This is a genomic window from Amycolatopsis sp. M39, from assembly GCF_001651785.1.
Lineage (GTDB): Bacteria > Actinomycetota > Actinomycetes > Mycobacteriales > Pseudonocardiaceae > Amycolatopsis > Amycolatopsis rubida.
Window position 1 is genome coordinate 40,351 of sequence record NZ_LWSF01000003.1, and the last position, 26,514, is coordinate 66,864.

Here is a 26,514-nt window from a genome sequence, read left to right on the forward strand (position 1 = left end):
TGGCCCGTCATCACCGAACCTGTCCGACAACGCCGCCCTGGACGCACGGTCATAGCCGATGAGCGACTTGCCGCCACCTGTCACGCTCCCGTCGAAGCTGTCGCTCGTCGAACTCCATGCCGGGCTGGACTCAGGGGTGCGGGTCGGCCGCGTCGAGCAGAGCGCGCAGCGTTCGTTGCAGGGTCACGCGATCGGCAGGATCGAGCGGCCCCAGTAGCTCTTCCTCGATGTCGGCGCTCAGTGATCGGAGCTTCTTGGCGAATCGTCGGCCGGTGGGCGCGAGTTCCAGCACCCGTCGGCGCCGATCGGCGGGGTCGACCTGACGAATCAGCAGTCCCTGCTCGACCGAGGTCTCGATGATCGGCACCGCGTTGCGGGGGTCAATGCCGACCAATTCGGCCAGTCGCTGCTGGCCGAGTGGACCGGTCTCGTCGAGGGTCAGCAGGAGCTTGTACTGACTTGAGGTCAGCTCGAGCCCGGCGAGCATGCCGGTCCACCGTTGCAGGACAAGCTTGCCGGCGCCGGCCAGCAGCCAGGAGGTCGTGCGCTGGAACCGGAGAGCGCCGGGCGTGTCTGGTGGCGGGGGGCCGTGGCCGAGGTGCTGGTCCGAGTTCACCATGCCGAGTCTAGCGAGACCCACATTCACCATGATAGACATGACTCATGTTCGAACATGAGTCATGTCTATACGTCGGCGGGAGCCGGCGCGATCATGGGAGGTTGAGGATGAAAGCGGTTCGCTTCGACCACTACGGCGATGTCGACGTGCTCGACGTGCGCGACGTCGACGACCCGGTGGCCGCACCTGGACAGGTGGTGGTCAAGGTCCGGGCGGCCGCGGCCAACCCCGGGGACATCTATGTGCGGGAAGGCCTCGCCGAGCAGGCGTGGGCACTGCGGGCGCGGCTGTCTGGACGGGCCTCGGATACGCCTTTGCCGTCGATGACCTTCCCCGCCGGGCAGGGCACGGACCTGGCCGGGCAGATCGTCGCCGTCGGCGCGGGGGTCGAGCGTTGGCATGTCGGCGATGACGTGCTTGGTTGGTCCGACGAGCGGGTCAGCCACGCCGAGCTCGTCGCCGTGGCTGCCGATCATCTCGTCACCAAGCCCGCCGGCATGAGCTGGGAGGTCGCCGGCTCGATGTACGTCGCGCCGATGGCCGCACTCGCCAGCGTCGAGACGGTCTCCCCGGCGCCCGGCGAGACGATCGTCGTGTCCGGTGCGGCCGGTGCGGTCGGCGTCGTGGCCGTCCAACTCGCGCGCCGCACCGGTGCGGCTGTCATCGGCCTGACCAGCCAGGCCAACCACGCGTGGATGCGTGACCACGGCATCACCCCCGTCACCTACGGCGACGGCCAAGCGGCAAGGATCCGGTCGGCCGCCGGTGGTCGAGTCGACGCGTTCATCGACACCTTCGGCGCCGACTACGTCGATCTCGCGCACGAGCTGGGTGTCCCCGCCAAGCGCGTCAACACCGTCGTCGACTTTCACGCCGCACTGGACGGCCGCGCCGGCATCGCCGGCACGAACGACGCCGGTGGGGCCGCGGGGCTGCAACACCTCGTCGATCTCGTCGCCACCGGCGAGCTTGACATCCCCATCGCCGCCACCTATCCGCTCACCAACGTCCGCAAGGCCTACCAACTGGTCGCTGAGCGGCGGACCCACGGAAAGATCGTGTTGGTTCCATGATCGCGAGCTGGCCGGGCTGCCAGCAAGCCCGGCAGCCTCCGCTGCTGCCGCAGACCGGAGGTTGATCGCGGGGAGCGCTCACGAAAATATGAGCCCACCGAACCGCCTGAGGAAATGCCACAAAACTGAGACCGATCTCAGATGACATCACAGTGAGACAACCGCGAAACCGCAGGTCAACCAAGATCAACATGTCACACGCGATGAGACCCTCCAGAGCCGCTCAAAGCTGTCCGCATTTTCTCACCGGCCACTTCATCTCGCTTCAGGCGTGGAGCAAGGAGGAGATGGGGCCCATCCGGTTGTCGTCGTGGACAGGCCGAGGCAGGTCCGTTTCGGTGCGCACCTGCAGCGGGTCACTGCTCGGACGAGTCCGGCACGCCGCCGCGGAGGAAGGCGTGCAGTGTGTCGAGAAGTTCCGTGACGCGGTCGAGTCCGATGGCATCGAATCGGCGTTGCAGTTCCGGTCGAATGCGCCGCGCGATGAGGCCGACGATCCGGCGTCCCTCGTCGGTCAGGCTGACCGTGAGTCGTCGCGCATCGGCCGTGGTGCCGGAGCGAACGAGGCGGGTGCTGGTGCGAGTGGTTGCGCTCGGGTGCGTGCTCAGCTGCCGCGTCAGCTCCGTGGGTGACACCGCTCCCCGGGAAGCGGCACGCAGCACCATGAACACGCTCACGTCCAGATCCGCGATCCCGGCGATGTGCTGCCGGGCGTCATCGACGATCAGCCGCTACCCGAGCCGGGCTTGCCGGTCGATCATCGACACCAGCGTCGAGACCAGGTCCTCGGCCGTGACCTGCCATTTGCCCTCCGCCAGGTGGCCGCTGACCGCCATGTCCGTGATCCCGTGCGCGCTGGTCAGCAGCAGCGCCCCGAACCGCCGGGCGTGCTCGGCGCCGACCAGGTCGCCGACGATGGCGAGGAACTCGCCCATCGCGCGATCGCCCGCCTGCTCCGCTGCTTCGATCGCGGCCGAGTCCCCGGCTGGTGCGGCGAACATCAGCTGGTAGAGGTGCGGCTGACGGCGGCCGATCGTCATCAGGGCGGCCAGACCACGGTGCACCGTGTCGTCCGCGGCCACCTTCGGATCGGTGCGCACCGCGTGGACCTCGTCCGCGAGCCGCTCCAAGGCTTCGGCCGCGACTGTGGTCAGCAGACTGTCCTTGTCGGGAAAGTGCCGGTACGGCGCGCCGCGGCTGACCCCCGCCCGCGCCCCGACCTCGCGCAAGGTCACCGCTTCCGGGCCGCCGACGTCCAGCAGTCCGGCGGCGGCGTCCAGCAGGGCGCGGCGTGTCGCGGCAGCGGATTCCGCACGGCTGACCATGCCGCCCAGCATACAGTTGACATCGTCATCTGAACTACCTACCCTCACTGGGGTGACAGTGTCATCTGAAAGCGGCGTAGCAGTCATCACGGGAGCTTCGACCGGGATCGGCGCGGCGACCGCGCGCGAACTCGCCCACCGGGGATTCCACGTTCTCGCTGGCGTCCGCCGCGAGCGGGACGCCGACGCACTGCGCGCCGACGGCATCGAGCCGGTCATCCTCGACATCACTCAGCCCGAGCACATCGCCGAACTGACCCGGCGCGTCGACGCGCAGGCAGGTCCGCTGCGGGCGCTCGTGAACAATGCCGCGATCCAGATCAACGCACCGGTCGAAACTCTGCCGCTGAGCGAATGGCGACGGCAGTTCGAGGTCAACCTCTTCGGCCACGTTGCCGTCACCCAGGCATTGCTGCCCGCACTGCTGCGCGAATCCGGCCGGGTGGTCAACATCAGCTCGGTCGGCGGCCGAGTCGCGCTGCCTGCCTACGGCCCCTACGCGGGCACGAAGTTCGCGCTCGAAGCGGTCAGTGATTCGTTGCGCCGTGAGCTGGCACCGCTGGGCGTGCGAGTGGTCGTCGTCGAGCCCGGCGCGGTCCGCACGCAAATGCCCGATCGGGTCATCGCCGCCACAAACCAGCAGGCCGGCACCATGTCACCGGAACAGCGCGACCGGTACGGAAGGCTGCTCGAAGCGGTCAACACCCACGCCGCCGCGCATCTGCCCAACGGCAGACCCGCGGAAGACGCGGCTCGGGTGATCGCGAAGGCGGTGACTGCCCGGAAACCGCGCACCCGCTACACCGTCGGCCGGGACGCGGCGCTGATCACCCGCCTGTCGCGCGTCGTGCCGGATCGGATGCTCGACCGGGTCCTCGCGGCCAGCCTTCGTCCGCACTATCCAGAACCGGCCGCGGCAATCAAGGCTGCCAGTCCGCGACGAGGTTGAGCAGCCCGGGAAAGCGGGCGTTGAGGTCCTCCGCGCGCACCCGGCTGCGTCGTTCCAGCCCGTATTGCCGCTGCCGCAGGACGCCCGCCTCTCGCAGCGCCTTGAAGTGGTGGGTCAGCGACGACTTCGGGCGGTCGAACCCGAACCAGCCGCACGGATGGTCGTAGGCCTCGCGTTCCAGCAGCAGTTTTCGCACGATCGTCAGCCGCAGCGGGTCGCTCAGCGCGCCGAGGACGACTTCCAGCCGCAGGTCTTCTCGCGCCGGTTCGGGCAGGGGCGGCGGAAGTTCGGCGGGCGGGGTATCCAGACCTGTCACCGAGGACGAGCGCATGCCGTCATTCAACCACTCCAGTACGAGATTAGTCGAACTACTGCTAGGTTCGAGTCGATAGTTCGAACAAATTCGTACTGGAGGATCCATGGCCGTCGTCGCACCCTCGCGGGCCGGCAGTCCCTGGCTCGCCGCGTGGCCCGTCACGGCGGTGTTCGTGCTTTCGAACGCGCCCACTCCGCTGTACGTGCTGTGGCAGCATCGGCTCGGCTTCTCCGCTGGCACGCTCACGGTGATCTTCGCGGCCTACATCGCTGGATTGCTGGCCGCGTTGCTGGTGGCGGGTCGCGCGTCCGATCGGCTCGGGCGCAAACCCGTTGTGCTGCCTGGGGTTTTGCTCGCCCTGATCGCTTGCGGGTTGTTCGCCGTCGCGACGTCGGTGCTCGCGCTGGTGGCCGCTCGGTTGCTGGCGGGGATCGCGGTCGGCATCACGGTGTCGGCGGGGATGGCGGCGGTTGTCGACGTCGGCGGGCCTGGACGCGCTCGCACCGCCACGCTCGCCGCGTCGACCGCGATGGTGTTCGGGGCCGGACTGGGACCGCTGCTAGCCGGCGCGTTGTCGGAAAATCTCCCCGGCCCGACGGTGACGATCTTCGCACTTTCGGCGGTGCTGCTGCTCAGCGCGGTCGTCGTGGTTGTTCGGTTGCCGCTTCAGCGTCCGGTCGATCCCGACGCAGCCGGCTGGGTCCGGATCCCGGCGGTGCCGCGAGCGCAGCGCAAGTACGTCGCGCTCGGGATCGCGGTTTTCGCGCCGGGAATCACGTCGACGTCGTTCGTGCTTTCCCTCGGACCGGCGCTGCTGGCCAACGTGCTCGGCACCAGCAACCGCCTGCTCGCCGGGGTAACGGCGTTCGTCATGTTCGGTGCGGCGACCGCGGTTCAGTTCGCGGCGAAGCGACTTGAGGTGCGCGCCATCCTGCTCACCGGAGCGGCAGTGGGGGTCGCCTGCATGGCCGCGTTGCTGGTCGCCGTGCACGCGCAGTGGATCGTGGCCATCGTCGTGACCGCCGTGCTCGCGGGAGCCGCGCAGGGGCTCGGCCAACTCGGCGGACTCACCCTGATCAGCACCCACGTGTCCGGGCGGCGGCGCGCCGAGGCCAACGCTCTGCTCAACTTCGGCGGCTACCTCCCGGCCGCACTGCTGTCCGTCGGCACCGGCTATCTCAGCGACGCCCTCGGAATCGCTGCTGGATCAACAGTCTTCGCCGCGCTTCTGGCACTCGCCTCACTCACCGCCGGTGGAATCGTGTGGCAGTCGCTCAGGAACGGCCGCCGGGCGCCCAGTCGTGCACCTCGATCGCGGCGTAGTGCTCCGCGGTGAGGAGTCCGCGGGCTGCGTCGGCATCGGCGGCTTGCACCAAGGCTGCCGTGCCGAGCCAGGCGGTGCCGTCGTCGGACCACAGCGGGCCGTAGGCGATCAAGGACTCCGTGGCGGCCGGTTCGAGGTCGGCGGCGGAGCCGGAACCCCAGCCCAGCACCAAATACAGGTTCGCTGCCTCCGGATCGCCGGGGAACTCCCACATGGTGCGGCCGAGAGCGTTGTCCCAGCGGCGGATCAGGACGTCCCGGTAGACGCCGGCCTGGTAATTCGGTTCCGCGAAAGCGAATTCGCGAGCCGCGGCGGCGTCCGGGAGGTCGACGACGTGCACGCTGCCGGTCGGCACTTCGCCCTCCAGGGTCGGGCCGCGGGCGATCAGTTCGGCGGCGAAACCGTCCATATAGGACCAATGCGCTTCGACCAGTTCGGCGCGCAACGCGGCGGAGCCCGGGCGGTCCCGGTGGTAGCAGAAGAACTTCACCAGCCGAGTCTGGCGCACAGAGGCGGCCGCCGAGGACGAATTCGCCAAGTCCGCGCATACGGCGTACCGTGATAGTTGAAGTTTCAAACACTTGGAGGCAGTCATGGCGACCCGCACCCCGGTCCTGTACCTGAGCCACGGTGCGCCGCCGCTCGCCGACGACGCGACGTGGACCCGGCAGCTCGCGGAATGGTCCGCTGACCTGGCGAAGCCTCGCGCGGTCCTGGTCGTTTCGGCGCACTGGGAAGAGGCTCCGCTGACGCTCGGGGCGACCACGACGGTTCCGCTCGTCTACGACTTCTGGGGCTTCCCCGAGCACTACTACCAGGTCAAATACGCCGCGCCGGGTGCGCCGGAGCTCGCCGCGCAGGTGCGCAGGCTGCTGCATTCGACCGCGACCCCGGTGCACGACGCCCCAGACCGCGGCCTCGACCACGGCGCGTACGTCCCGCTCGTCGAGATGTTCCCCGACGCCGACGTCCCGGTGCTGCAGATTTCCATGCCCTCGCTCGACCCTCGGGCGCTCTACGACCTCGGCCGCAAGCTCGCGCCGCTGCGCGACGAGGGCGTGCTGATCATCGGCAGCGGATTCTTCACCCACAACCTCCGCGCGATGCAGGAGGTCAACGGTGCCGACGGAACCCCGCCGGGCTGGTCCGCGGAATTCGACCACTGGGGTGACGAGGTGCTGCGCGCCCGCGACCTCGACGCGTTGCTCGACTTCCAGCACAAGGCACCGGCCGCCGCGATGGCGCACCCGCGGATCGAACACTTCGCGCCGCTGTTCGTATCGCTCGGGGCCAGCTCGGCCGAAGGCGAGGGCCGCACGGTGATCGACGGTTTCTGGCACGGACTGGCGAAGCGGTCGCTCGAATTCTGCTGACCCAGCACGCGAAACGGGCCCGGAAGCACCTGGCTTCCGGGCCCGTCCGGGGTTATCCCCGGCTCGCTTCAGGCGAAGCGGTTCACTTCTTGAAGATGCCGGTCACCTTCGCGGCCAGCTTCTGGAACGCACCCAGCGGGCCGGTCGCGTCACCGATCGCCGGCACGGCCGGAGCGGTCGGCATCGTGGTCGGCAGGGTCGTCGGGATGCCCGGAACGGCGGGCAGCGCCGTGACGGCCGGCAGCTGGTTCAGCGTCGGCAGCGAGGTCTTCACCGGCAGCTGAGCGGGAAGAGCCGGAACGTCCGCACGCTGCGCAGCCGCACCCGGCAGAGCCGGAACGCCCGGCAGAGCCGGAACGGCCGGGGCCGAGGGCAGGTGGATGCCGTTCTTCAGCCCGGACACCGACGGCAGCGCCGAAGCGCCCTTCAGCTGGTTCAGCTGACCCAGCGCGGACAGGCCGCTGACCTGCGGCACGTCGGCACGCTCGGCACCCGGCAGCGCCGGGGCGGGCAGCGTGGTGGCGGTGGGCAGACCCGACAGGCTCGGCAGCGCCGGAGCCGACGGCAAGGCCGAGGAACCGCCCGGCAGACCCGGCACGGCGGGCAGCGCGGGGAGCTGGTCAGCGCCCATCTCGCCGCCGAACGGCACGTTGATGACGGGCTCGGGGTCGACCTCGGTGGAGTTGGCGGCCTCGGCGGTAGCCACGCCGAGCACCTCCAGCGGCACATCGAAGATCTGCACCAGCGCGCCCAGCGAGTGGTAGTAGTCGAAGCCGGACAGGGCTTCGCCGGTGCCGTCGGTGCTGGTGGCGTCGTCGCCGTCGGTCACGTCGGTGACATTGTCGGCAACCGCGTGCGCCACGCCGCCCACGGCGACGGCGTCGCCGAAGACCTCCACGACCGCCGGGACCGGGAAGTCGAGGATGTCGCCCGAGATCGAGCCCTCGGTGCCCGAGGTGGTGTCCTTGCCGGCGTCGGTGACGACGGTGTTGTTCATGGCGTCGCCCGAGGACACGCCCGCGACCGAAACCGCGTCGCCGAAGACCTGCGCCACCGGCGCGGGGTCCACGCCGACGATGTTGCCCGCGACCGCGCCGCCGTCACCGTTGGTAAGAGCGTCGCCGCCCGCGGTCGAGGTGATGTCGTTGGTGGCGGTGCCGTCGCCGATCGCGCCCCCGGCGATCCCGTCGCCGAAGATCGTGCCCGCACCGGCGATCGGAGCCTTGACGATGTTGCCGGCGAGCGCGCCGTCCTTGCCGTCCGCGGTGGCGTTGCCGCCCGCGGTCGAGTCGGTCAGGTTGTCCGACATGCCGGTGCCGATGCCGGCCACCGAGCCGCCGACGCCGTGGCCCTGCACCGGCAGCGAGACCGGGGCCTCGATGAGGTTGCCCGCGCCCGCGCCCTGCGCGCCGGTCGCGTGCACGTCCTGGCCCGCGGTGGAGGTGGTGTCGTTGCTGGCCGTGCCGTGGCCCTGGCCGACGAACGAGCCGCCGATGCCGAACAGCTGCACCGGGGTCGACACCGGAACGGTGCCGAGGTTCGAGCTGAGGAAGCCGTTGTCGTCAGCGGTGTTGCCGCCGCCGCCCGCCTTCACGACCTTGGTCTCGGAGCCGTCGCCCGAGCCCTGCCCGATGAAGGAGCCGCCCACGCCGAACACCTCGGCGGGCGCGGCCACCGGGACCTGCACGATGTTGCCCGAGCCGGACGAGTCGTTGCCCTGGGTGCCGTCGTAGTTGCCCGCGGTGACGGTCTTGGTCTCGGTCGAGGTGCCCGAGGCGTTACCGATGTGGCTGCCGCCGATGCCGTGCACCTCGGGGGCGCCCGCGACCTGGGTGTTGGCGATGTTGCCGGTCAGGAACGAGCCGTTGCCGGTGGTGTAGCTGCCGTCACCGGAGGTCGCGGTGGTGGTGTTGTCGCAGTTGGCGACCGCGCGGCCGATGTAGGTGCCGCCCACGCCGCACGCCTCGACCGGGAGCGCGACTGCCGGGTCGACCACGTTGGCCGAGCCGGCGGCGTCGTTGCCGGTGGTCTTCACGAAACCGCCGGAGGTGGCGGTGGTCTCGTGCGTGGAGGAGGAGGCCTGGCGGTCGAGCGCCTGGCCGGTGGTGGCGTTGCCGATCCACGAGCCGGCGACGGACGCGACGTTCGCGACCGGGCTGGCCTGCGCGGCGGCGGCGTTGCCGGACAGGAACGACTGGTCCCCGTCGGTCTCAAGGTAGGTCGGGATGCCCTTGAGGCTGCCCGGACGGGTGTCGCCCGCCTTGGCGTCGGCCGAGGAGTTGGAGGTGGAGTCCGCGTCCGAGCCCCACACGCCGCCTGCGTTGCCGTTGAACTTGACCGGCAGCGCGATCGGCGCGCCGACCACGTTGCCGCTGCCCGCGGCGCCCTTGCCGTTGGACTTCGCCGAACCGCCGGAGGTGGCCGTGGTGTCGGCGTTGTAGTCGCCGCTGTAGGCGTTGCCGAGGATCCAGGACGCGGCGTTGCCGGTCACCTGGACCGGGGTCGCGAACTGGCCGCCGACGACGTTGCCGGACAGGCCGGAGCCCTCGCCGGTGGTGTCGATGTTGCCGGTCTCGCTGGTGCTCTGGTGCGCCGAACCGCCGTGGACCGCGCCGCTGCCGCCGGCCAGGCCGACGCCGTTGCCCGCGATCTGCACCGGCAGCGCCCAGTCGAGCGCCACGACGTTGCCCGCGATGCCGGAGTACTTGCCGTCGGTCGCGACGTCCTGGTTGTGGCTGTAGGTCTGGTCGTGGTCGCCGCCCTGCACGTGGGCGTCGCCGATGACGCCGACCGCGTTGTCCACGATCTGGACCGGGACGACGACGTCACCGTTGACCTTGTTGCCCTTGAACGCGTCGCGGGTCGGCGTGACCTGCCGGGGAGCGTCCGCCTTCGGGAGGCTGTCGGTCAGGCTGCCCGCGGAGCCGCCGGGCGTCTTCGCCGAGGCGAGCGCTCCCTTGACGGCGGAGGTGACGGGCTTGGTGCTGATCTCGTTGTGGTGCGCCGGGAGGTCGACCTGCCCGAGCGGGGTGCCGATCGCGTTGTTGGCCTCGTCGATCGGGACGGTGACGTTGAGATCCAGCGGGGAGGCCGGGGTGTCCGGGTTGACGTTCTCGTCGGCCGAGGCGATGCCGGTGCCCAGCATCAGCAACCCACCCGTGACCAACGCGGTCTGGAGTCCGCGCTTTGCCCAGGTCTGCATGGGATTTTTCTCCTTCATATCGGGGTCCCTTGCGGGTTCGTGACGGTGTTCCTGTGTCTCAGGAATGCACCGGGGAATGCGTGCGCGGAAATTGCGCAGCGCGCGAAAAACCCGCGGGATATGTGTCGATGACGGCGACGGCACACGAAAGTGTGCTCGTGGGTGCGTCAAAGACCCCGCGGGTGAAGTGGATCAGTCAGGAGTGACGCCGGGCTGCTCGCCCGGGGTGCGCGGCGTGTGCGCGAGGCCGGTGCGGGTCGAACCCGCCACGGCGTTGTCGACGGCGGCGACGACCCAGGAGGGAACGCCGAAGTTCAAGCCGTCGAGGTGTCCGCCGGGCGCGGTGCTGCCACCGGCCGGGGAGTTCGGGATGGAAAGCGGCGCGACGGGAAGCTGCGCCGGGGAGAACGGAGCGCCGGGCAGACCACGGTCGCCGTGGTGGCGCTGCGGCAGTTCGGTTCCCTGCACCGGATCGACGGACTGCGCGTCCATCGCCGAGAAGACCGACTGCAATGCGTCGGACGTGGTCATCGTGGCGGCACCGAGGTTTTGCTCCGCCTCGGCGGGATGCTCGGGAATGCCGGGCGTGGGAGCCTGCTCGGATTCGGCGGGCGCGCTCGGCAGTTTCGGCAGGTCGACCAGGTTCGAGGGAGTGCTCGGGTCGAGCAGATCCCACAGCTTCCGGCCGAAATCCTGTGCGGCGGGCGGCGGGGTGGTCGCGTCGGCGATCACCTGGCGGGCGTCCTCCGGCTTGCGCGCGATGTGCTCAAGCGAGCCGAGCGTGCGTTCCACCGGCTTGACGACCGCGTGCTGGCCGAGGCCGCTCACCGCGTCGCTGACCTTTCCGGCGGCCTCCTGGCTTCCGGCGAGGTCGTCGCGGTGCGCGCGGCCGAGCTGGTCGAGCGAGCAGGCGGGCCGCGACGTGCCTGGTTCAGACCACGTGGTGGCTCCCTGACCGCACGACGAAAGCCCTTGCACCGCACCGGTGACCTCGCCCGCGAACCGGCCAACGCCGTCGGTGACGTCGCCGATCCCGGCGGCCGTCGCGTCGGTGACCGGCGTGACGCTCGCGTCGACCGGGTCCGCCGAGGCGGCGGGGGAGGAGACGGCCCACGCGGCCGCGGTGGCCGCGAGCGCGCCGCCAACGACGAACAACGCACGCGACGCGAGACGGCCGAAGCGCGTCGCGCCCCGCCTCTCGTGCACAGCGTCGTTCGTCACAGGTGATTTCTCCTCGGGTAAAAAATGATTTCGGTTTTTGCCGGGAACGGCACGGTTCCGCAGTGGTGCAAACCCGAGACAACCAAATTTCCGGTCCGCCGCGCATCCTTGACACGACTTGATGCCACCATCGTGTGAACAACACAGGGTGTGGCCGGGTCTCACGATGGGTCATCCCCGGAGAAGACGGCTGGTTACTCCTGAGTCGGTTCGCGTGACCCCGGCGATGCGGTGATTCGCGCCGGCCGCTGGGGCGATCCGCCCGGTTTTGGTCGGCGGGGCCGATACGGTTGTCCCCGTGAGCCAGCCAGGGCGCGGACAACGCGAACAACCGTCCCTTTCCGATCCAGTCGCCGACGTCACCGGCTTCATCCCGCGCGGCCTGCGCGTGTCCGCCGCGCTGTCGTGGCGGTTCATCGTGGTGATCGCCGCGTTGTACGCGGTGGTGTGGCTGCTGGGCTATCTCGCCTCGGTCGTGGTGCCGGTGTCGATCGCACTGCTGCTTTCGGCGCTGCTGGCCCCCGCGGTGTCGCGGCTCGTGCAGATCCGCTTCCCGCGCGGACTGGCCACGGCGATCGTCCTCGTGGCCGGACTCGCGGTGCTCGGCGGGCTGCTGACCTTCGTGATCACCCAGTTCTCCAGCGGCCTTCCGGAACTGCAGCAGCAACTGACCACGAGCCTCAACCAGATCAAGGACTGGCTGATCAACGGTCCGCTGCACCTGCGCCAGGAGCAGATCCAGGACTTCATCAACCAGGCCATCGGCTTCCTGCAGAACAACCAGGCCTCGATCACCACCACCGCGCTGACCACCGCGGGCACCGTCGGCGAGATCCTCACCGGCTTCGTGCTGACGCTCTTCGTCACGATCTTCTTCCTCGCCGGCGGCGACGGCATCTGGTCGTTCCTGGTGCGCGGCGTGCCGACGCGGGTGCGCAACCGGGTGGACGTGGCGGGACGGCGCGGCTTCGCGTCGCTGGTCAGCTACATCCGCGCGACCGCCGCGGTGGCCGTGGTCGACGCGGTCGGCATCGGCATCGGGCTGTGGATCGTCGGCGTGCCGCTGGTGATCCCGCTGGCGACGCTGGTCTTCCTCGGCGCGTTCATCCCGATCATCGGCGCGCTGCTCACCGGCGGCGTCGCGGTGCTGATCGCGCTCGTGTCGAAGGGCGTCATCGGCGCGGTGGTCGTGCTGGCCATCGTGGTCGGCGTGATGCAGCTGGAAAGCCACGTGCTGCAGCCGTTGCTGCTCGGCCGCGCGGTGCGGCTGCACCCGCTCGCGGTGGTGCTCGCGATCGCCATCGGCCTGGTCGCCGCGGGGATCGCGGGCGCGCTGCTCGCGGTGCCGCTGCTGGCCGTGCTGAATGCCGGGATCCGGTCGCTGCTGCACGAACACGATCCGGATCCGGCGACCGTCGACGCGCTGCACAGCCAAGCCGCCAACCCGAACGACGACCCGGAAGAGGACGCCGGCTCCGAAGAAAACACAGAAGACGAGAAGTGACCGTTCGCTCCGTCCGAGACCCGGCGACGCCGCTGTGGCGCGGTGTCGTGGTGCTGCGCGTCGTCACGTGGTTGTTCGCGCTGGCCGTGGTGATCGCGCACTACCCGGGCTTCCAACGGCCGTGGCTGGGGTGGCTCGTCATCGGAGTGATGGCCGTGTGGTCCGTCGTGTCGAGTCTGGCGTACATGCGCGAGAACGGACGGCACCGCTGGCTGGTGATCTTCGACCTCGTACTCACCACAGCGCTCATGCTCACGTCGCCGTGGATCCTGTCGGACGCGCAGTTCGACAACCCGACTACGCCGTTGATCACCACGGTCTGGGCGGCGGTAGCGCCGATCGCGACGGCAACGCGCTTCGGCGCGCGCAGCGGTGTAGTGGCAGGCCTCGTCGTGGCAGTAGGTACTGGTGTCGCTCGCGCGCACGTCGACATCGACGTCATCCGTGATGGGGTGCTGTTGTGCGCGAGCGGTCTCCTTGTCGGTATGGCCGCGACGCTCGCACGTAACTCCGCCGAAGCGCTCGCGCGCGCACTTCGCACCGAAGCAGCGACGGCCGAGCGCGAACGGCTCGCGCGCTCCATTCACGACAGCGTGCTTCAGGTTCTCGCGCGCGTACGGCGTCGCGGCCTCGAAGTAGGCGGTGAAGCAGCGGAGCTGGCGAGGCTCGCGGGAGAACAGGAGATCGCGTTGCGCGCGTTGGTGAGCAGCGAGCCAACCCGGTCCGGCGACACCGCGGACCTCCGTTCGGCANTCGGCATTGCAGCTGCTGGCGACCACGTCGGTGCAGGTCTCGACGCCGGCCGGAACGGTGGACCTGCCCGCGCACGTCACCGAGGAACTCGTCGCGATCACCCGCGAAGCACTGGCTAACGTGGAGAAACACGCTGGTCCGGACGCGCACGCCTGGGTGCTGCTCGAAGACCTCGGCGGCGAGGTCGTGGTGAGCATCCGCGACGACGGCCCGGGAATCGAGGGCGGCAGGCTGGAACGAGCGGCGGCCGAGGGCCGTCTCGGGGTGGTGAAGTCGATTCGCGGCCGGGTGGACGACCTCGGCGGGACCGCGGTGCTGGACAGCGCTCCCGGCCGGGGCACGGAGTGGGAAGTGCGAGTGCCAGCCACGATGAGGGACGGGCGATGACGGAACGGACGATCTCCGTGATGGTGGTCGACGACCACCCGATGTGGCGCGACGGCGTGGCCCGCGACCTCAGCGAGAACGGGTTCGAGGTGGCCGCGACCGCGCCGGACGCCCCGGCGGCGATCCGGATCGCGCGCGCGGTGCGGCCGGACGTGGTGCTGATGGACCTGAACCTCGGCGGCACGTCCGGCGTCGAAGCGACTCGCGAGATCACCGCTGCGGCGCCGGACACGCGGGTGCTGGTGCTCTCGGCCAGCGGCGAACACAGCGACGTGCTGGAAGCGGTCAAAGCGGGCGCGTCGGGTTACCTGGTGAAATCGGCGTCCGCGGCCGAGCTGGTGGACGCGGTGCGCCGCACCGCCGACGGCGACCCGGTGTTCACCGCCGGGCTGGCCGGCCTGGTGCTCGGCGAGTACCGGCGGATGGCCGACGTTCCGGACGGCGCGCCGGAACCGCCGCGGCTCACCGACCGCGAGACCGACGTGCTCCGGCTGGTCGCGAAGGGACTGACCGCGCGGCAGATCGCGGAGCGGCTGGTGCTGTCGCACCGGACGGTGGAAAACCACGTGCAGTCGACGTTGCGGAAGCTTCAGCTGCACAACCGGGTCGAGCTGGCGCGCTACGCGATCGAGCACGGCCTCGACGAGGACTGACCTCAGGAGGTCGCGACCCCGGCGGCCTGCCGCGCCGCGGCGAGTTTCGCCTTCCCCAGCCGCCAGGCCGGTTCGCCCGGATGCCACGCCGCGACCACTCCGTCGTCGATGACCAGGTCGCCCGCTTGCGTCCACTCCAGACCGGAGTGCTTCAGGTTTTCCGTCGAATACGGCATCGACGGCGTTTGCTGCCAGCTGCCGTCGCGCAGGTTCAACAGCCACAGATCCCGGGTCTGCGTGCCGGTTCCAGGGAACGACGGGGTGCCGAAATCGACCGCGGCGACGTCGCCGTCCCGGCTCGGCAGGACATCCGGATTGGGCGAGGGCACCGGCAGGGCCACCGGTTTCCGCGCTCCGCCGCGCAGGTCAAGGATCGTCAGGTCGGTCAGGCCGCCGAGGACGAGCCGATCACCGGCGGCGGCGAGAATGCGCGGCGACTGCTGCACGGTCCGTCCGGTGGCCGGGTCGATCAGGACGTCAACGGTCTCGGCGGTGCCGCTGCCGACGGTGATCAGCAACCCGTGCGCCGTCTCCACCCGGACGAGCGTGTGGCACGACGCCACGGTGCCCCGGCCGAACGAGGTGCCGGTGAGCGCGACGTGTTCCAACCGGCAGAGGTCCGGACCGTCCTCCCGGATCAGCCACACGCTGGTGCCGTCCTCGCCCGGGGCCGCGCTCACCGCTTTGCCGAGCGACCGCGGGGGCGAAAGTCCCAGGTAGACGTACACCTCCGCGGGGGCGCAGGCGGCCGGTGAGCAGGTCGGCGCGGTCAGCACGACCGGGGTGTGGCCGACGCGCAGCACCGACACCACCCGCTGCCCGCCGGGAACGCCGGGCAGGGTTCCGCGCACGCCCGAATCGGCGTCGAACACCGTCGGCGGCGACGTGGCCAGCAGCAACTCCACGCCGAGGCCGCCGGTGGCGACGAGCCCGTCGAGGCCGGTCGGCGGCGGGGTGGTCGGGGCCGGGTGCGCCGAACTCACCGGGGCGGGCGCGGGAGTCCCGCTCGTGCAGGAGGTCAGCAGACAGCAGGCCGCGGCCAGGGCGACCAACGCGCGAGGTACGGGTCCGTTCAGGGTTTTTCCCCGATCTGCCAGCGTGAATCGAGTTCTACCATCGAAGCCATGGCCGAGGAAGAGACGACCGCCGCGCAGCCCGCGACCGAGACCAAGCCGTTGACCGCGCGCGACATCCGGGTGTCCGACGACGAACGCGAGCACGTCGTGGGCGTGCTGCAAAAAGCCATCGGGCAGGGGATGCTCACCCTCGACGAGTTCACCGAACGCACTGACCAGGCGCTGGCCGCCAAGACCAGGGGCGATCTCAACACCGTGCTCGCGGACCTGCCCGGGCTGGTGCACCCCGGCGCTGCTCCGCAGTACGCGCCGACGCCCGAACCGCCCGGCTACGGGCCGAATTACGGACTGGGCCAGCGGCTCGAACTCAACGCCAAGTACTCGTCACTGCAGCGCAGCGGCCCGTGGCAGGTCCCGGCCGCGATGGTCGTGCGCAACAAGTACGGCAGCACCAAACTCGACTTCACCGAGGCCCGCGTCGCCACCCCGGTGGTGCAGATCGAACTCGACTCGAAGTGGGGTTCGGTCGAGCTGATCATTCCGCAGCACGCGGCGGTGGACTACAACTCGATCACCGAGATCAAGTTCGGCTCGCTCGACGACAAGACCGGCAGCAACGGCCGCGCGGGCACCCCGCGCTACGTGCTGACCGGCCGCATCCACGGAGGCTCGCTGGTCATCCGCCACCCTCGGCGGGGCATCTTCGGCTGACCAGCGCCCGGCACCGGATCCGTTTACCCATCTCTCGCCCGGATCCGGCGTCCCCTGCTAAGAAACGGCGTCCGCGACCGCCTTGCGCGCCGCGGCCGGGTCGGCGGTGGCCAGCGCCGCCGCCGCGATCTCGCTGGCCTTCTGCCGAGACACGGTCGCCAGGCTCGCGCCGACCGCCCGGATCGCCGGGGCGTTCATCGACAGGCTCGTCAGGCCGAGCCCGGCCAGCACCAGCGCGAGCCGCGGATCGGCCGCCGCCTCGCCGCACACGCCCGCCGGTTTGCCGGTCGCTTCCGCCGCGTCGCCGATCAGCTTCAGCAGGCGCAGCAAACCGGGCTGCCACGGGTCGTTCAGCTTCGCCACCGCGCCGAGCTGGCGGTCGGCGGCGAAGGTGTACTGGGCCAGGTCGTTCGTGCCGACGGACACGAAGTCGACCACGCCGAGAATCTCCCGCGCCAAAACCGCGGCGGCGGGGATCTCGATCATCACACCCGCCCGCGCGATCCCGGCGGCGCGCACGCGCGCGGCGAACCACGCGGCTTCCTCGACGGTGCCGACCATCGGGGCCATCACCGAAACTTCGGCGCCGGAATCCTCCGCCGCGCCCGCGATGGCTTCGAGCTGCCGGTCGAGCACCTCGGGCCGGTCGAACGCGATCCGCACGCCACGTACGCCGAGCGCCGGGTTGGGCTCGTCGTCCGGGGACAGGAACGCGAGCGGTTTGTCCGCGCCCGCGTCCAGCGTGCGCACGATGACCGGCTTGCCGCGGAACGGCGAAAGCACAGCGGCATAAGCTTTTCGCTGCTCTTCGACGGACGGCTCGGCCGGCGCGTCGAGGTAGCAGAACTCCGTGCGGAACAGCCCGACGCCCTCGGCGCCCGCGTCCGCGGCGGCCTGCGCGTCGGCCGGGGAGCCTACGTTGCCGTACACCTTCACCCGGTGCCCGTCGGACAGTTCGCCGACGCCGTTCCACTCAGCAGGCCCGGAAGCGGCGGCGGTGACGATCGGCGCGGACGGGTCTACCGCCTCGATCACGCCGGTGTCGCCGTCGACCGCCAGCGCCTTGGCGTCGGAGGCCAGCAGCCCGCGCACCGCGACGACCGCCGGAATCCCCAGCGCCCGCGCGAGAATCGCGGTGTGGCTCGTCGGTCCGCCCTCCTCGGTGACCAGCGCGAGCACCTTCGCCGGGTCGAGCCCCGCGGTGTCGGCCGGGGCAAGGTCGCGGGCGACGAGAACGCTCGGCGAGGTCAGCTCGGGCACCCCGGGCGGGGCGACGCCGAGCAGTTCGGCGACGAGCCGGTCGCGCACGTCCCGGACGTCGCGGACCCGCTCGGCCATGTACCCGCCGGCGGCCGCCAATGCGTCGGCGAACCCTTCGGCGGCCTGGTAGACGGCGCGGGCCGCGGGTAGGTTCCGCGCCGTCACCAGCTGGTGAGCCTGAGCGGCGAGCGCCGGGTCGGCGGCCATCGCGGCGGTCGTGATCAGGATCGTCGCGGCTTCGCCGGTCGCGGCCTCGGCCTGCGCTTCCAACCGCGCGGCGACCGCCTGCGCGGCGGGTTCGATCCTGGCCGCCTCCGCCGCCGGATCGTCGGGCGCGGGCGTGCTGGCTGGTTCCCCGAGCGGCTCGGCGACCCGTACGACGGGTCCGCTCGCGCGTCCGGGGCTCACCGCGACCCCGGTCAGCGAGGAACCGGCAGCGGACTCGGCCGGAGCGGCGGCACTCTCAGACATGGTCTAGACCATAGCTCACGTAAACGGCGATCTCCCGGGGCACCGCACCCGTTTCCCGATTTCGCACCCGTTCGACCACCGGCCGGACCTCCTCGTGCCACCACGCGCGGGCCAGTTCCGCGCGGTCGCGCAGCACCCGGCCCCGCAAAGTCTGCCGGAAACCCCATGCCTCCGCCGAGTCCGCGAGCCGGAACCAGTCCGCTGGGTCGTCCAGCCACAGGTCGGTCCGGTCGGCGTCGGCGAGCGGGATCCGCTCCAGGAACATCCGTTCGGCCCGCTTCGACGGCAGATCCGCCAGCGTCAGGCAGCGCATCGCGAACGCGACTGTGCAGACTGACCGCACCTCGGCGAGGACCGCCTCCGCCCCGCGCGCCCTGGCCAGCGCGATCCGGTGATGTCCGTCCTCCACGAAGTACATGTCGCCCAACCGCACCAGCCGTACCGGCGGAAGCTCCCCGACGGCGTCGGCGATCGCTCGCCAGCGCACCCGCAGCGCGCGGTTGCGGGGCCGGAACAACCGGTCGAAATCCCCGGCACGCGCGAGAGATCCCACGACGCCCTCGACCGGGACCTTGCGGAGCCCCTCGTAGGTTTCCGCTGTCCGCCCCAACGCGGCGAGCGTCTCGTCGAGCGGCATCAACGCGAGCGGATCACGCGCTGCCGCGATCCTCCGCAACCGGGTCGCGTACCCCTGCCACCACGCCGAACCGAACGAATCGCCCACGTGATCTGCAACACGGCCTGGACGTGACTCATTCCAGCTCGGCGGCGGTCGGATACGACGGCTGGGCGCCACGGCGGGTCACCGTGACCGCAGCGACCTTCACCGCCCGCCCAGCGGATTCGACCAGGTCAGCGCCATCAGCGAGGGCCGCCGCCAGCGCACCCGCGAACGCGTCGCCCGCACCCGTCGTGTCGACCGCTTCCACCTTGGGCGACTCGACGGTTGTCGACTTGTCACCTTCAAGCACCGCCGCGCCCTTGGCTCCGAGCGTGACCACGGCCGCGCGCGGGCCGAGTTCGAGCAGCTTGCGCGGGTCAGCGTCTTCCGAACCGAGCAGGTAGGCGGCCTCGTGCTCGTTGACCAGCAGGACGTCCAGCGCGGCCAGCGTTTCCGGCGACACCTCGGCCGCCGGGGAGAGGTTCAGCAGCACCCGCACGCCGTTTTCCCGCGCCCGCACCACCGCGCGTTCGACCGTCGGCAGCGGCACTTCCAGCGAGGCGACGAGCACGCGTACGCCGTCCAGTGCTTCGTCGGTGATGTCGCCGGGTTCCAGCGCGGAGTTCGCGCCGGGGGAGACGAGGATGGAGTTTTCCCCGTCCGGAGTCACGGTGATGTAGGCGATTCCGGTAGGCCGATCGACAGTCCGAACGAATTGCGTATCGACACCCGCATTCGACAACGAATCCCGCAGCAATCGGCCATAGGGGTCGTCGCCGACCGCACCGAGCAACGCGACGTCCGCACCGAGTTTTCCCGCCGCGACCGCGGTATTCGCGCCCTTGCCGCCGGGGGACAACGCGGTGTCGCCNGGTGTCGCCGCCCAGCACGGTCTCGCCGCCGCCAGGACGACGGTCGACCGGCACCACCAAATCAGCATTCGCGGACCCGACCACCAGCACCGCAGCACTCATGGCCGCCACTCTGCCACGACCCGTCCTTTCCGCCATCTGTGCCCGAAAGTGAAAGCGTTTGTAACTTTCTTGGCGCTCAGTGCGACAATCAGGCGGAACAGCGGCTGTCCGTCACTCGATCGGGGGATCCGTATCCCCCAGGCGTCACTTCTGCGGCGGGCTTCGCTCTTCTTCGAGCGTCACCGGACTTGAGCCGATGACGTTGCCCCGACCGGAAGCGCACCGGAGAGGGCATCGGGTCGCCGGCGCCGATCACGTAGCCCCCCGAGTGATCGGCGTCGGCGGCGCCCCGGTTCTCGCGCCAAGTGCCGAAATCGGTGTCCAGACCACCTAGACTGCCCAGATGAGCAGCCCCACACGCAGGGGTCGCGCGCGAGCGGCTACCGAATCCGACATCCGCCGGACCGCGCGGAACCTGCTGGTCGGCCAGGGCCCGGAAGCCGTCACGCTGCGGGCCATCGCCCGGGAGCTGGGGATCACCGCACCGGCTCTCTACCGCTACTACGAATCCCGCGACGACCTGCTGGAAAGCCTCCGCCTCGACGTCTGCACCGACCTCGCCGCCGAAATCGCCGAGGACATCGCGGAGCTGAAGGACGAGGGCCTGCTGCAGCTGTTCCAGATCTGCAAAGGGTTCCGCCGCTGGGCACTGACCCACACCAAGGAATTCACCCTGGTGTTCGCGTCGCCGACCGGGGCCACCGGCACCGCGACCGGCAGCGCGCTGCACAGGCTCGACGAGCCGTTCGGCCGGATCTTCCTCGCCGCGGCCGGACATGTGCTCGCCCAGCACGACCTGGTCATGCCGCCGAACGACGTGGTCCCGCCCGAACTCCGCGACGACCTCACCGCGTTCCAGCAGGATCTGCTGACGGTGCTCAAGGAGTCCGGGCGGGAAATCCCGCCGGAGAAGCTGGATCTCGGGCTCACCTACCTGATGATCACCTTCTGGGCGCGGCTCTACGGCCACGTCACCCTTGAGGTGTTCGGCAACTACCCGATCCCGGTGTCCAAACCGGACGTCCTGTTCGAGGCCATGCTCACCGACCTCGCCCGCGACGTCGGCCTCTACTCGGACTAGGCCGCGTGCCCGCCGTCGACCGAAAGGGTCGCGGCGGTGATGTAGGCACTGTCCGGCGAGGCCAGGAAGGCCACCGCGGCAGCGACTTCCGCCGGATTGCCGTACCGGCCGGCCGCGGTCATCGACGCCTGGTCCGCGGCGTACGGGCCGTCGGCCGGGTTCATTTCGGTGTCGGTCGGCCCCGGGTGCACCAGGTTCACCGTCACGCCGTTCGCCGCCAGTTCGCGGGCCAGCGCCTTGGTCAGCCCGACCATCGCGGACTTGCTGACCGCGTACAGCACCATCCCCGGCCCCGGCACGCGATCGGTCACGCAGCTGCCGATGGTGATCACCCGGCCGCCCTCGCGCAGATGTTTGGCCGCCGCCTTGGTCGCGGCCAGCACGCCGCGCACGTTCACCGCCAGCACGCGGTCGACATCGTCCATCCCGGTCTGCTCCAGCGGCCCGACGAAACCGACACCCGCGTTGTTGACCAGCACGTCCAGCCGCCCGAACTCGGCGACCGCCGCTTCCACCGCGGCTTCGACCGCCGCCGAATCCGCGCTGTCCGCACCGACCGCGAGCGCGCGCCGGCCGAGCGCCTTGATCCGGTCGACCACGCCCGCTGCCTGCTCGGCGTTCACCGCGTAGGTGAGCACCACGTCCGCCCCAGCCTCGGCGAGCCGCAGTGCCGTCGCCGCACCGATTCCGCGGCTCCCACCAGTCACCAGCGCCACTTTGCCGTCGAGGTCCATGTCCGTCCTTTCGGTGTGTTTCCCTTGCCCCTCAATAGAAGCGGGGTGGGACGGACGAAGCTGGCGTCTTTCGGCCGTGACGGTCGGGGAGACACGACCGGCCCGGGACTGTGCGGTCCCGGGCCGGGTGTGCGGAGTCAGCTCAGAGCACGATGTTGACCAGCCGGCCCGGCACCACGATCACCTTGCGCGGCGTCTTGTCGCCGACCAGCGCGGCGATCTTCTCGTCCGCCAGCGCGGTCGCCCGCACCGCGTCGTTCTTCGCGTCCGCGGCCACGGTGATCCGCGAGCGGACCTTGCCGTTGACCTGGATCGGGTACTCGACCGAGTCCTCGACCAGGTACTTCTCGTCCACGACCGGGAACGGCCCGTGCACCAGCGAGTCGGCGTGGCCCATCCGGTGCCACAGCTCCTCGGCGACGTGCGGGGCCAGCGGAGCCAGCAGCAGCACCAGCGGTTCGGCCAGCTCGCGCGGGGTCGCCGCGGCCGAGCCGTACGCCTTGGTCAGGTGGTTGTTCAGCTCGATCAGCTTCGCGCCCGCGGTGTTGAACCGCATCTCCGCGTAGTCCTCGCGGACCCCGGCGATGGTGCGGTGCAGCAGTTTCCGGTCCACCTCGGTCGCCTCGTCCGCGGAAACCCGCAGCTCGCCGGTCTGCTCGTCGACCAGCAGCCGCCACAGCCGCTGCAGGAACCGGTGCGCGCCGACGACGTCCTTGGTCGCCCACGGCCGCGACATGTCCAGCGGACCCATCGACATCTCGTACAGGCGGAAGGTGTCCGCGCCGTAGGTGTCCGACATTTCGTCCGGCGTCACGGCGTTCTTCAGGCTCTTGCCCATCTTGCCGTATTCCTGCTTGACCTCTTCGTCGCCGAAGAAGAACTTGCCGTCGCGCTCGACGACGTCCTCAGCAGGCACGTACACGCCGCGCTTGTCGGTGTAGGCGAACGCCTCGATGTAGCCCTGGTTGAACAGGCGGCGGTACGGCTCCTTAGAGGACACGTGGCCCAGGTCGTACAGCACCTTGTGCCAGAACCGGGAGTACAGCAGGTGCAGCACCGCGTGCTCGACGCCGCCGACGTACAGGTCGACGCCGCCCGGGTCGTCCCCGCCGTGCTCGGCCGGGCGCGGGCCCAGCCAGTACGCCTCGTTCTCCGGCGCGCAGAACACGTCCTGGCTCGTCGGGTCGACGTAGCGCAGCTGGTACCAGCAGGAACCGGCCCACTGCGGCATGACGTTGGTGTCGCGGCGGTACTTCTTCGGCCCGTCGCCCAGGTCCAGGGTCACCTCGACCCAGTCCTTCGCACGCGACAACGGCGGCGACGGCTCGGAGTCGGCGTCGTCTGGGTCGAAGGTCTTCGGCGAGTAGTCGTCGACCTCCGGCAGCACGACCGGCAGCTGGTCTTCGGGCAGCGCGATCGGCAGGTTGTTCTCGTCGTAGACGATCGGGAACGGCTCGCCCCAGTAGCGCTGGCGGGCGAACAGCCAGTCGCGCAGCTTGTACTGCACGGTGCCCTCGCCCGCGCCGCGGTCCTCCAGCCAGGCGATGATCGTCTTCTTGGCGTCGGCCACGCCCATGCCGTTCAGGTCGACGGTGTCGTTGGCGGAGTTGATCGCCGGGCCGTCGCCGGTGAACGCCTCGCCCTCGAAGCCCTCGCCGGGGTCGACCGTACGGACGATCTCCAGCTCGAACTTCTTCGCGAAGTCGTAGTCGCGCTGGTCCTGTGCGGGCACCGCCATGATCGCGCCGGTGCCGTAGCCCATCAGCACGTAGTCGCCGACGAAGACCGGGATTTCCTTGTCGTTGACCGGGTTCACCGCATAGCTGCCGGTGAAGACGCCGGTCTTCTCCTTGTTCTCCTGCCGGTCCAGATCGGACTTGCGGGAGGCGGCGGCCCGGTAGGCGGCGACGGCCTCGGCGGGCGTGGCCGCACCGCCGGTCCAGCTTTCCGGGTGCTCGCCCGGCCACTGCGCCGCGGTCAGTTTTTCGACCAGCGGGTGCTCCGGCGCGACCACCATGTAGGTGGCGCCGAACAGCGTGTCCGGACGGGTGGTGAAGACCTCGATCTTCTCAGTCTTTTCCGGTGAGCCCGCGGCGAACGAGACCCGCGCGCCCTGCGAGCGGCCCACCCAGTTGCGCTGCATGGACTTGACCTTGTCCGGCCAGTCCAGCAGGTCCAGGTCGTCGACCAGGCGGTCGGCGTACGCGGTGATCCGCATCATCCACTGGCGCAGGCTCTTGCGGAACACCGGGAAGTTGCCGCGGTCGCTGCGGCCGTCCGAGGTCACCTCCTCGTTCGCGACCACGGTGCCCAGGCCGGGAGCCCAGTTCACCGGTGCCTCGGAGATGTAGACCAGCCGGTGGTCGTCGATGATCTTGCGCTGCTCGACGGCGCTCAGCTCGGCCCACGGACGGCCGTCCGGCGTCGCGCGCTCACCCGCCGCGTACGCCTTCTCCAGCTCCTCGATCGGACGCGCCTTGCGGGCGTCGGAGTCGTAGTAGGAGTTGAAGATCTGCAGGAAGATCCACTGGGTCCACTTGTAGTAGTCCGGGTCGATCGTCTCGATCGACCGGCGCTCGTCGTGGCCCAGTCCCAGCCGCTTCAGCTGGCGGCGCATCGTGGCGATGTTCTGCTCGGTCGTGGTGCGCGGATGCGTGCCGGTCTGCACCGCGTACTGCTCGGCGGGCAGGCCGAACGCGTCGTAGCCCAGCGTGTGCAGCACGTTCCGGCCGATCATCCGGTGGTAGCGCGCGTAGACGTCGGTGCCGATGTAGCCCAGCGGGTGCCCGACGTGCAGGCCGGAACCGGACGGGTACGGGAACATGTCCTGCACGAACAGCTTGTCCGAGGGCACCGGCTCGCCCGCTTCCGCGAGCGGGCCGGCCGGGTTCGGCGCGTGGTAGGTGCCATGGTCGGACCAGTGGTCCTGCCAGCGCTGCTCGATCTGCCCGGCCAGCTCCGCAGTGTAGCGGAACGGCGGGGCGTGCTCAGCGTCCGCGGCACTCTTCGCCGCGGCCCCGGTGGCCTCGTCAGACCCTGTCATCGCCGTCTTCCTCCGTGTCGAGCCACTCCAGAAACAACTCGACCCCCCAAGCCAGAAGGCATGAGGGGTCGCCGCGCCGAGCCGGTCATCGGACCAGGTCAGCGCGGCAGGCCAAGGAGCAGCCGAGCCATGTTCACGCACTCATCGTAACGCGCTGGTCAAAGCCGTTCCGACGGGACCGCCAAAGCGACGACCTGGGTGACTTGCGACTCGGAGAAGTTGTTGTCGCTCACGAGCACGAGACTGCGTTCCCCGGACGGCAGCGCCGGGCCCCAGGTCATCCCCTCGATGTTGTCCACAGTGGAGAGAGGAAGGTCGGAGAGGTCGGCGAGCAGCTTCTTCTTGACCGGCTTGACGTGCTTCGCGGTCGCCAGCGACGAGGCGTGGAGGACGTTCGTCGCACCGGTGGTGTCGATTTCGAAGATGCGCACCTTGTTGCCGACGCCGGTGACGAAGGACCGCTCCATCATCAGGAACTTCGTCGGGTCTGCCTGGTTCACCGCGAGCATCGAGGAAACCCCGGTGTCGGCGAACCCGGTGGCGGGCTTCGGCTCGGCGAAAAGCTTCTCCTGCGGATACGCGTACTGCGCGAGCACCGGCCCGAAGCGGCTCTGCAGGGTGATCCGCGACAACGCGCCCGACGTCGGTGTGGGCGGCGGCCCGTCCTGCAGCAGCGGGGCCTCGACCTCGCTGGCCAGCAGCGTGCCGAACCCGGTGTAGGCGAGACCTTCGAGGACGTAATTGCGGCGCGGACCGGCCTCCGGCGTCATCCGCTCGTTGGCGGGCAGCGGCAGGTCGCGGACGTAGTGCCCGTCGCGGGTGGCCTCGCGGATGGACGGCTGGATCAGGTGCTGATCGGCGAGCCGGTCACCTTCCTGCGACCAGACGTAATGCCCGGTCCTCGGGTCGACGCGCAGTTCCTCGGGGTCGATCGTCTGCTCGTTCTGGGGAGCGGCCGGGTCGTTCTTCGCGAGCGGCGGGTACGGCGTGCCGTCCGGGCGCAGCAGCGGATGCGTGCCGGTGAAGGTGACCGGACCCACACCTTTCGCGCTGACGTCGAACTTCGCGGTGTAGAAACGCGCCGGGTTGATCGCGGACCGGTCGTCGCAGACGAAGGCGTAACCGCCGGTGCGCGGATCGAAGTCGATCGACGACAACCCGCCGACGGTGGTGCGCTGGAACTGCAAGTTGTGCGGTACCCGCTGCTCGCCGAGCAGCCGGACCGGCCGCGGCGCGGCGGCCGCGGTTGCGGGGATGAACAAGGACAGCGTGACGATCCCGGCGGCGGCGAGCAGCCGGTGTCGCGTGGACGAAGACATGGCCCGTAGCACAGCCGACGAGGGTATCCGGGACATTGCCGCGAGGTCACGCTTATCCTCAGGAGGTGTTCGCTATCGCGCTCGTTCCGATCGTCCTTGGTGTCGTCGTCGGCTGGGGTGGTTTCCTCGGCGTGCGCGGACGGCTGAGCAGGGCCAGCGGGGCCGGAGTCCGGACCGAAGCCTCGATGCGCAGCGAAGAGGCCTTCAAACTGGCGAACCGGGTGGCAGGCATCCCGACCCTGGCCGGAGGCGCGGCCGCGGTCGTCTGCGGACTCGCCGGACTCGCGATCCCCGCCACCGCGGGCCTGGTCGCCGCCGCGGTCGTCGGACTGCTCGGCCTGCTGGTGATGGTCGTCGCCGGAGCCCGGATGGGTGCGCGAGCCGCCCTGACCGTGCCCGCTCCGTCGCCGGTACCGGCCGGGTGCAGCGGCTGCGCGTGCGGCGCGGGCGGCTGCGGAGTGCTGCGGAGCTCTAGCGAGTCGTAA

22 protein-coding genes and 2 pseudogenes are annotated in these 26,514 nt (G+C 70.2%); 10 read left to right on the plus strand and 14 right to left on the minus strand.

Translation table 11 applies throughout. The features are described 5' to 3' along the window. Positions 1 to 130 precede the first annotated feature (130 nt). Positions 131 to 616: a MarR family winged helix-turn-helix transcriptional regulator gene (locus A4R44_RS09000; RefSeq protein ID WP_157904837.1), complete on the minus strand. Its 486-nt coding sequence runs from the start codon at positions 614 to 616 to the stop codon at positions 131 to 133. A 47-nt stretch (positions 617 to 663) separates the two neighbouring features. Here A4R44_RS09000 and A4R44_RS09005 point away from each other — a divergent pair, with 47 nt between their 5' ends. Beyond that, a complete protein-coding gene (locus A4R44_RS09005) occupies positions 664 to 1,692 on the plus strand; it encodes a zinc-binding dehydrogenase (protein WP_338080360.1) in 1,029 nt (342 codons plus the stop codon). Positions 1,693 to 2,048: 356 nt separating this feature from the next. Here A4R44_RS09005 and A4R44_RS09010 read toward each other — a convergent pair whose 3' ends face one another. Both A4R44_RS09010 and A4R44_RS09015 read right to left on the minus strand, forming a co-directional pair. After that, positions 2,049 to 2,369: a hypothetical protein gene (locus A4R44_RS09010; protein ID WP_067578242.1), complete on the minus strand. Its 321-nt coding sequence runs from the start codon at positions 2,367 to 2,369 to the stop codon at positions 2,049 to 2,051. A gap of 54 nt (positions 2,370 to 2,423) precedes the next feature. Next, positions 2,424 to 3,017, minus strand: a complete 594-nt coding sequence (locus tag A4R44_RS09015) for a TetR/AcrR family transcriptional regulator (protein WP_067578710.1) — start codon at positions 3,015 to 3,017, stop codon at positions 2,424 to 2,426. Positions 3,018 to 3,069: 52 nt separating this feature from the next. Here A4R44_RS09015 and A4R44_RS09020 point away from each other — a divergent pair, with 52 nt between their 5' ends. Further along, complete coding sequence (locus A4R44_RS09020; RefSeq protein WP_232791544.1) at positions 3,070 to 3,966, plus strand: SDR family oxidoreductase; 897 nt, start codon at positions 3,070 to 3,072, stop codon at positions 3,964 to 3,966. Here A4R44_RS09020 and A4R44_RS09025 read toward each other — a convergent pair. Beyond that, positions 3,938 to 4,297, minus strand: coding sequence for a helix-turn-helix transcriptional regulator (locus tag A4R44_RS09025; protein WP_067578246.1), 360 nt, complete (start codon positions 4,295 to 4,297; stop codon positions 3,938 to 3,940). The genes A4R44_RS09020 and A4R44_RS09025 overlap by 29 nt on opposite strands. Before the next feature lie 88 nt (positions 4,298 to 4,385). Between A4R44_RS09025 and A4R44_RS09030 the strand changes: the two genes are divergently transcribed. Continuing rightward, positions 4,386 to 5,618: an MFS transporter gene (locus A4R44_RS09030; protein ID WP_067578248.1), complete on the plus strand. Its 1,233-nt coding sequence runs from the start codon at positions 4,386 to 4,388 to the stop codon at positions 5,616 to 5,618. Here the strand turns inward: A4R44_RS09030 and A4R44_RS09035 are convergent. Then, complete coding sequence (locus A4R44_RS09035) at positions 5,557 to 6,096, minus strand: YciI family protein (RefSeq protein WP_067578712.1); 540 nt, start codon at positions 6,094 to 6,096, stop codon at positions 5,557 to 5,559. The genes A4R44_RS09030 and A4R44_RS09035 overlap by 62 nt on opposite strands. Positions 6,097 to 6,199: 103 nt before the next feature. On the opposite strand from A4R44_RS09035, the gene A4R44_RS09040 reads away from it, so the two are divergent. Then, entirely contained in the window at positions 6,200 to 6,979 is a 780-nt protein-coding gene (locus A4R44_RS09040) for a dioxygenase (RefSeq protein ID WP_067578250.1), read from the plus strand. Positions 6,980 to 7,061: 82 nt separating this feature from the next. Here A4R44_RS09040 and A4R44_RS09045 read toward each other — a convergent pair whose 3' ends face one another. Then, the gene (locus tag A4R44_RS09045; protein ID WP_232791545.1) at positions 7,062 to 10,181 is read right to left on the minus strand and encodes a PE-PGRS family protein; all 3,120 of its coding nucleotides are present in this window, start codon (positions 10,179 to 10,181) and stop codon (positions 7,062 to 7,064) included. A 192-nt stretch (positions 10,182 to 10,373) separates the two neighbouring features. Further along, positions 10,374 to 11,402 carry a hypothetical protein gene (locus A4R44_RS09050; RefSeq protein ID WP_067578254.1) on the minus strand — a complete coding sequence of 343 codons (1,029 nt, stop codon included), beginning with the start codon at positions 11,400 to 11,402 and terminating at the stop codon, positions 10,374 to 10,376. Positions 11,403 to 11,700: 298 nt separating this feature from the next. Here A4R44_RS09050 and A4R44_RS09055 point away from each other — a divergent pair, with 298 nt between their 5' ends. From A4R44_RS09055 to A4R44_RS09065, 3 genes and pseudogenes are all read left to right on the plus strand, one after another. Then, positions 11,701 to 12,906, plus strand: coding sequence for an AI-2E family transporter (locus tag A4R44_RS09055; protein WP_067578255.1), 1,206 nt, complete (start codon positions 11,701 to 11,703; stop codon positions 12,904 to 12,906). Then, positions 12,903 to 14,046 (plus strand): annotated as a pseudogene (gene macS / locus A4R44_RS09060) (MacS family sensor histidine kinase). The gene A4R44_RS09055 and the pseudogene macS overlap by 4 nt, the downstream one beginning before the upstream one ends. After that, on the plus strand, positions 14,043 to 14,699 hold the full coding sequence (locus A4R44_RS09065) for a response regulator transcription factor (RefSeq protein WP_067578257.1): 657 nt from the start codon (positions 14,043 to 14,045) through the stop codon (positions 14,697 to 14,699). Before macS ends, A4R44_RS09065 begins: the two are co-directional and overlap by 4 nt. Before the next feature lie 2 nt (positions 14,700 to 14,701). Here the strand turns inward: A4R44_RS09065 and A4R44_RS09070 are convergent, their stop codons facing one another. Beyond that, positions 14,702 to 15,751 (minus strand): hypothetical protein, encoded by a 1,050-nt coding sequence (locus A4R44_RS09070; RefSeq protein ID WP_232791546.1) that lies wholly within the window; start codon positions 15,749 to 15,751, stop codon positions 14,702 to 14,704. A 72-nt stretch (positions 15,752 to 15,823) separates the two neighbouring features. On the opposite strand from A4R44_RS09070, the gene A4R44_RS09075 reads away from it, so the two are divergent. Continuing rightward, positions 15,824 to 16,486 carry a DUF1707 domain-containing protein gene (locus A4R44_RS09075; RefSeq protein WP_067578261.1) on the plus strand — a complete coding sequence of 221 codons (663 nt, stop codon included), beginning with the start codon at positions 15,824 to 15,826 and terminating at the stop codon, positions 16,484 to 16,486. A 57-nt stretch (positions 16,487 to 16,543) separates the two neighbouring features. Here A4R44_RS09075 and ptsP read toward each other — a convergent pair whose 3' ends face one another. From ptsP to A4R44_RS09090, 3 genes and pseudogenes are all read right to left on the minus strand, one after another. Further along, positions 16,544 to 18,217 (minus strand): phosphoenolpyruvate--protein phosphotransferase, encoded by a 1,674-nt coding sequence (gene ptsP, locus A4R44_RS09080; protein WP_067578263.1) that lies wholly within the window; start codon positions 18,215 to 18,217, stop codon positions 16,544 to 16,546. Continuing rightward, positions 18,210 to 18,941, minus strand: coding sequence for a hypothetical protein (locus tag A4R44_RS09085; RefSeq protein WP_067578265.1), 732 nt, complete (start codon positions 18,939 to 18,941; stop codon positions 18,210 to 18,212). The genes ptsP and A4R44_RS09085 overlap by 8 nt, the downstream gene beginning before the upstream one ends. Before the next feature lie 28 nt (positions 18,942 to 18,969). Continuing rightward, a pseudogene (locus A4R44_RS09090) lies at positions 18,970 to 19,852 on the minus strand (ribokinase). 343 nt (positions 19,853 to 20,195) lie between these two features. Here A4R44_RS09090 and A4R44_RS09095 point away from each other — a divergent pair. Further along, positions 20,196 to 20,933 (plus strand): TetR/AcrR family transcriptional regulator, encoded by a 738-nt coding sequence (locus tag A4R44_RS09095; RefSeq protein ID WP_067578266.1) that lies wholly within the window; start codon positions 20,196 to 20,198, stop codon positions 20,931 to 20,933. Here A4R44_RS09095 and A4R44_RS09100 read toward each other — a convergent pair. The 3 genes from A4R44_RS09100 to A4R44_RS09110 all read right to left on the minus strand — a co-directional run bounded on the left by A4R44_RS09100 (position 20,930) and on the right by A4R44_RS09110 (position 26,029). Beyond that, positions 20,930 to 21,667: a 3-oxoacyl-ACP reductase family protein gene (locus A4R44_RS09100; RefSeq protein WP_067578268.1), complete on the minus strand. Its 738-nt coding sequence runs from the start codon at positions 21,665 to 21,667 to the stop codon at positions 20,930 to 20,932. The two genes, A4R44_RS09095 and A4R44_RS09100, sit on opposite strands and share 4 nt — an antisense overlap. A gap of 142 nt (positions 21,668 to 21,809) precedes the next feature. Further along, a complete protein-coding gene (leuS, locus tag A4R44_RS09105; protein ID WP_067578270.1) occupies positions 21,810 to 24,710 on the minus strand; it encodes a leucine--tRNA ligase in 2,901 nt (966 codons plus the stop codon). A 158-nt stretch (positions 24,711 to 24,868) separates the two neighbouring features. Beyond that, a complete protein-coding gene (locus A4R44_RS09110) occupies positions 24,869 to 26,029 on the minus strand; it encodes an esterase-like activity of phytase family protein (RefSeq protein ID WP_067578272.1) in 1,161 nt (386 codons plus the stop codon). A 65-nt stretch (positions 26,030 to 26,094) separates the two neighbouring features. Here A4R44_RS09110 and A4R44_RS09115 point away from each other — a divergent pair, with 65 nt between their 5' ends. Beyond that, positions 26,095 to 26,514 (plus strand): SdpI family protein, encoded by a 420-nt coding sequence (locus tag A4R44_RS09115; protein WP_067578274.1) that lies wholly within the window; start codon positions 26,095 to 26,097, stop codon positions 26,512 to 26,514.

What these genes read in the sequence shown, in the direction of transcription:
- A4R44_RS09005 (WP_338080360.1), top strand. Translation starts at nt 664, where the DNA reads ATGTTCGAACATGAGTCATGTCTATACGTCGGCGGGAGCCGGCGCGAT.
- A4R44_RS09015 (WP_067578710.1), bottom strand. Translation starts at nt 3,017, where the DNA reads ATGGTCAGCCGTGCGGAATCCGCTGCCGCGACACGCCGCGCCCTGCTG.
- A4R44_RS09025 (WP_067578246.1), bottom strand. Translation starts at nt 4,297, where the DNA reads ATGCGCTCGTCCTCGGTGACAGGTCTGGATACCCCGCCCGCCGAACTT.
- A4R44_RS09030 (WP_067578248.1), top strand. Translation starts at nt 4,386, where the DNA reads ATGGCCGTCGTCGCACCCTCGCGGGCCGGCAGTCCCTGGCTCGCCGCG.
- A4R44_RS09040 (WP_067578250.1), top strand. Translation starts at nt 6,200, where the DNA reads ATGGCGACCCGCACCCCGGTCCTGTACCTGAGCCACGGTGCGCCGCCG.
- A4R44_RS09045 (WP_232791545.1), bottom strand. Translation starts at nt 10,181, where the DNA reads ATGCAGACCTGGGCAAAGCGCGGACTCCAGACCGCGTTGGTCACGGGT.
- A4R44_RS09065 (WP_067578257.1), top strand. Translation starts at nt 14,043, where the DNA reads ATGACGGAACGGACGATCTCCGTGATGGTGGTCGACGACCACCCGATG.
- A4R44_RS09075 (WP_067578261.1), top strand. Translation starts at nt 15,824, where the DNA reads ATGGCCGAGGAAGAGACGACCGCCGCGCAGCCCGCGACCGAGACCAAG.
- ptsP (WP_067578263.1), bottom strand. Translation starts at nt 18,217, where the DNA reads ATGTCTGAGAGTGCCGCCGCTCCGGCCGAGTCCGCTGCCGGTTCCTCG.
- A4R44_RS09095 (WP_067578266.1), top strand. Translation starts at nt 20,196, where the DNA reads ATGAGCAGCCCCACACGCAGGGGTCGCGCGCGAGCGGCTACCGAATCC.
- A4R44_RS09100 (WP_067578268.1), bottom strand. Translation starts at nt 21,667, where the DNA reads ATGGACCTCGACGGCAAAGTGGCGCTGGTGACTGGTGGGAGCCGCGGA.
- leuS (WP_067578270.1), bottom strand. Translation starts at nt 24,710, where the DNA reads ATGACAGGGTCTGACGAGGCCACCGGGGCCGCGGCGAAGAGTGCCGCG.
- A4R44_RS09110 (WP_067578272.1), bottom strand. Translation starts at nt 26,029, where the DNA reads ATGTCTTCGTCCACGCGACACCGGCTGCTCGCCGCCGCCGGGATCGTC.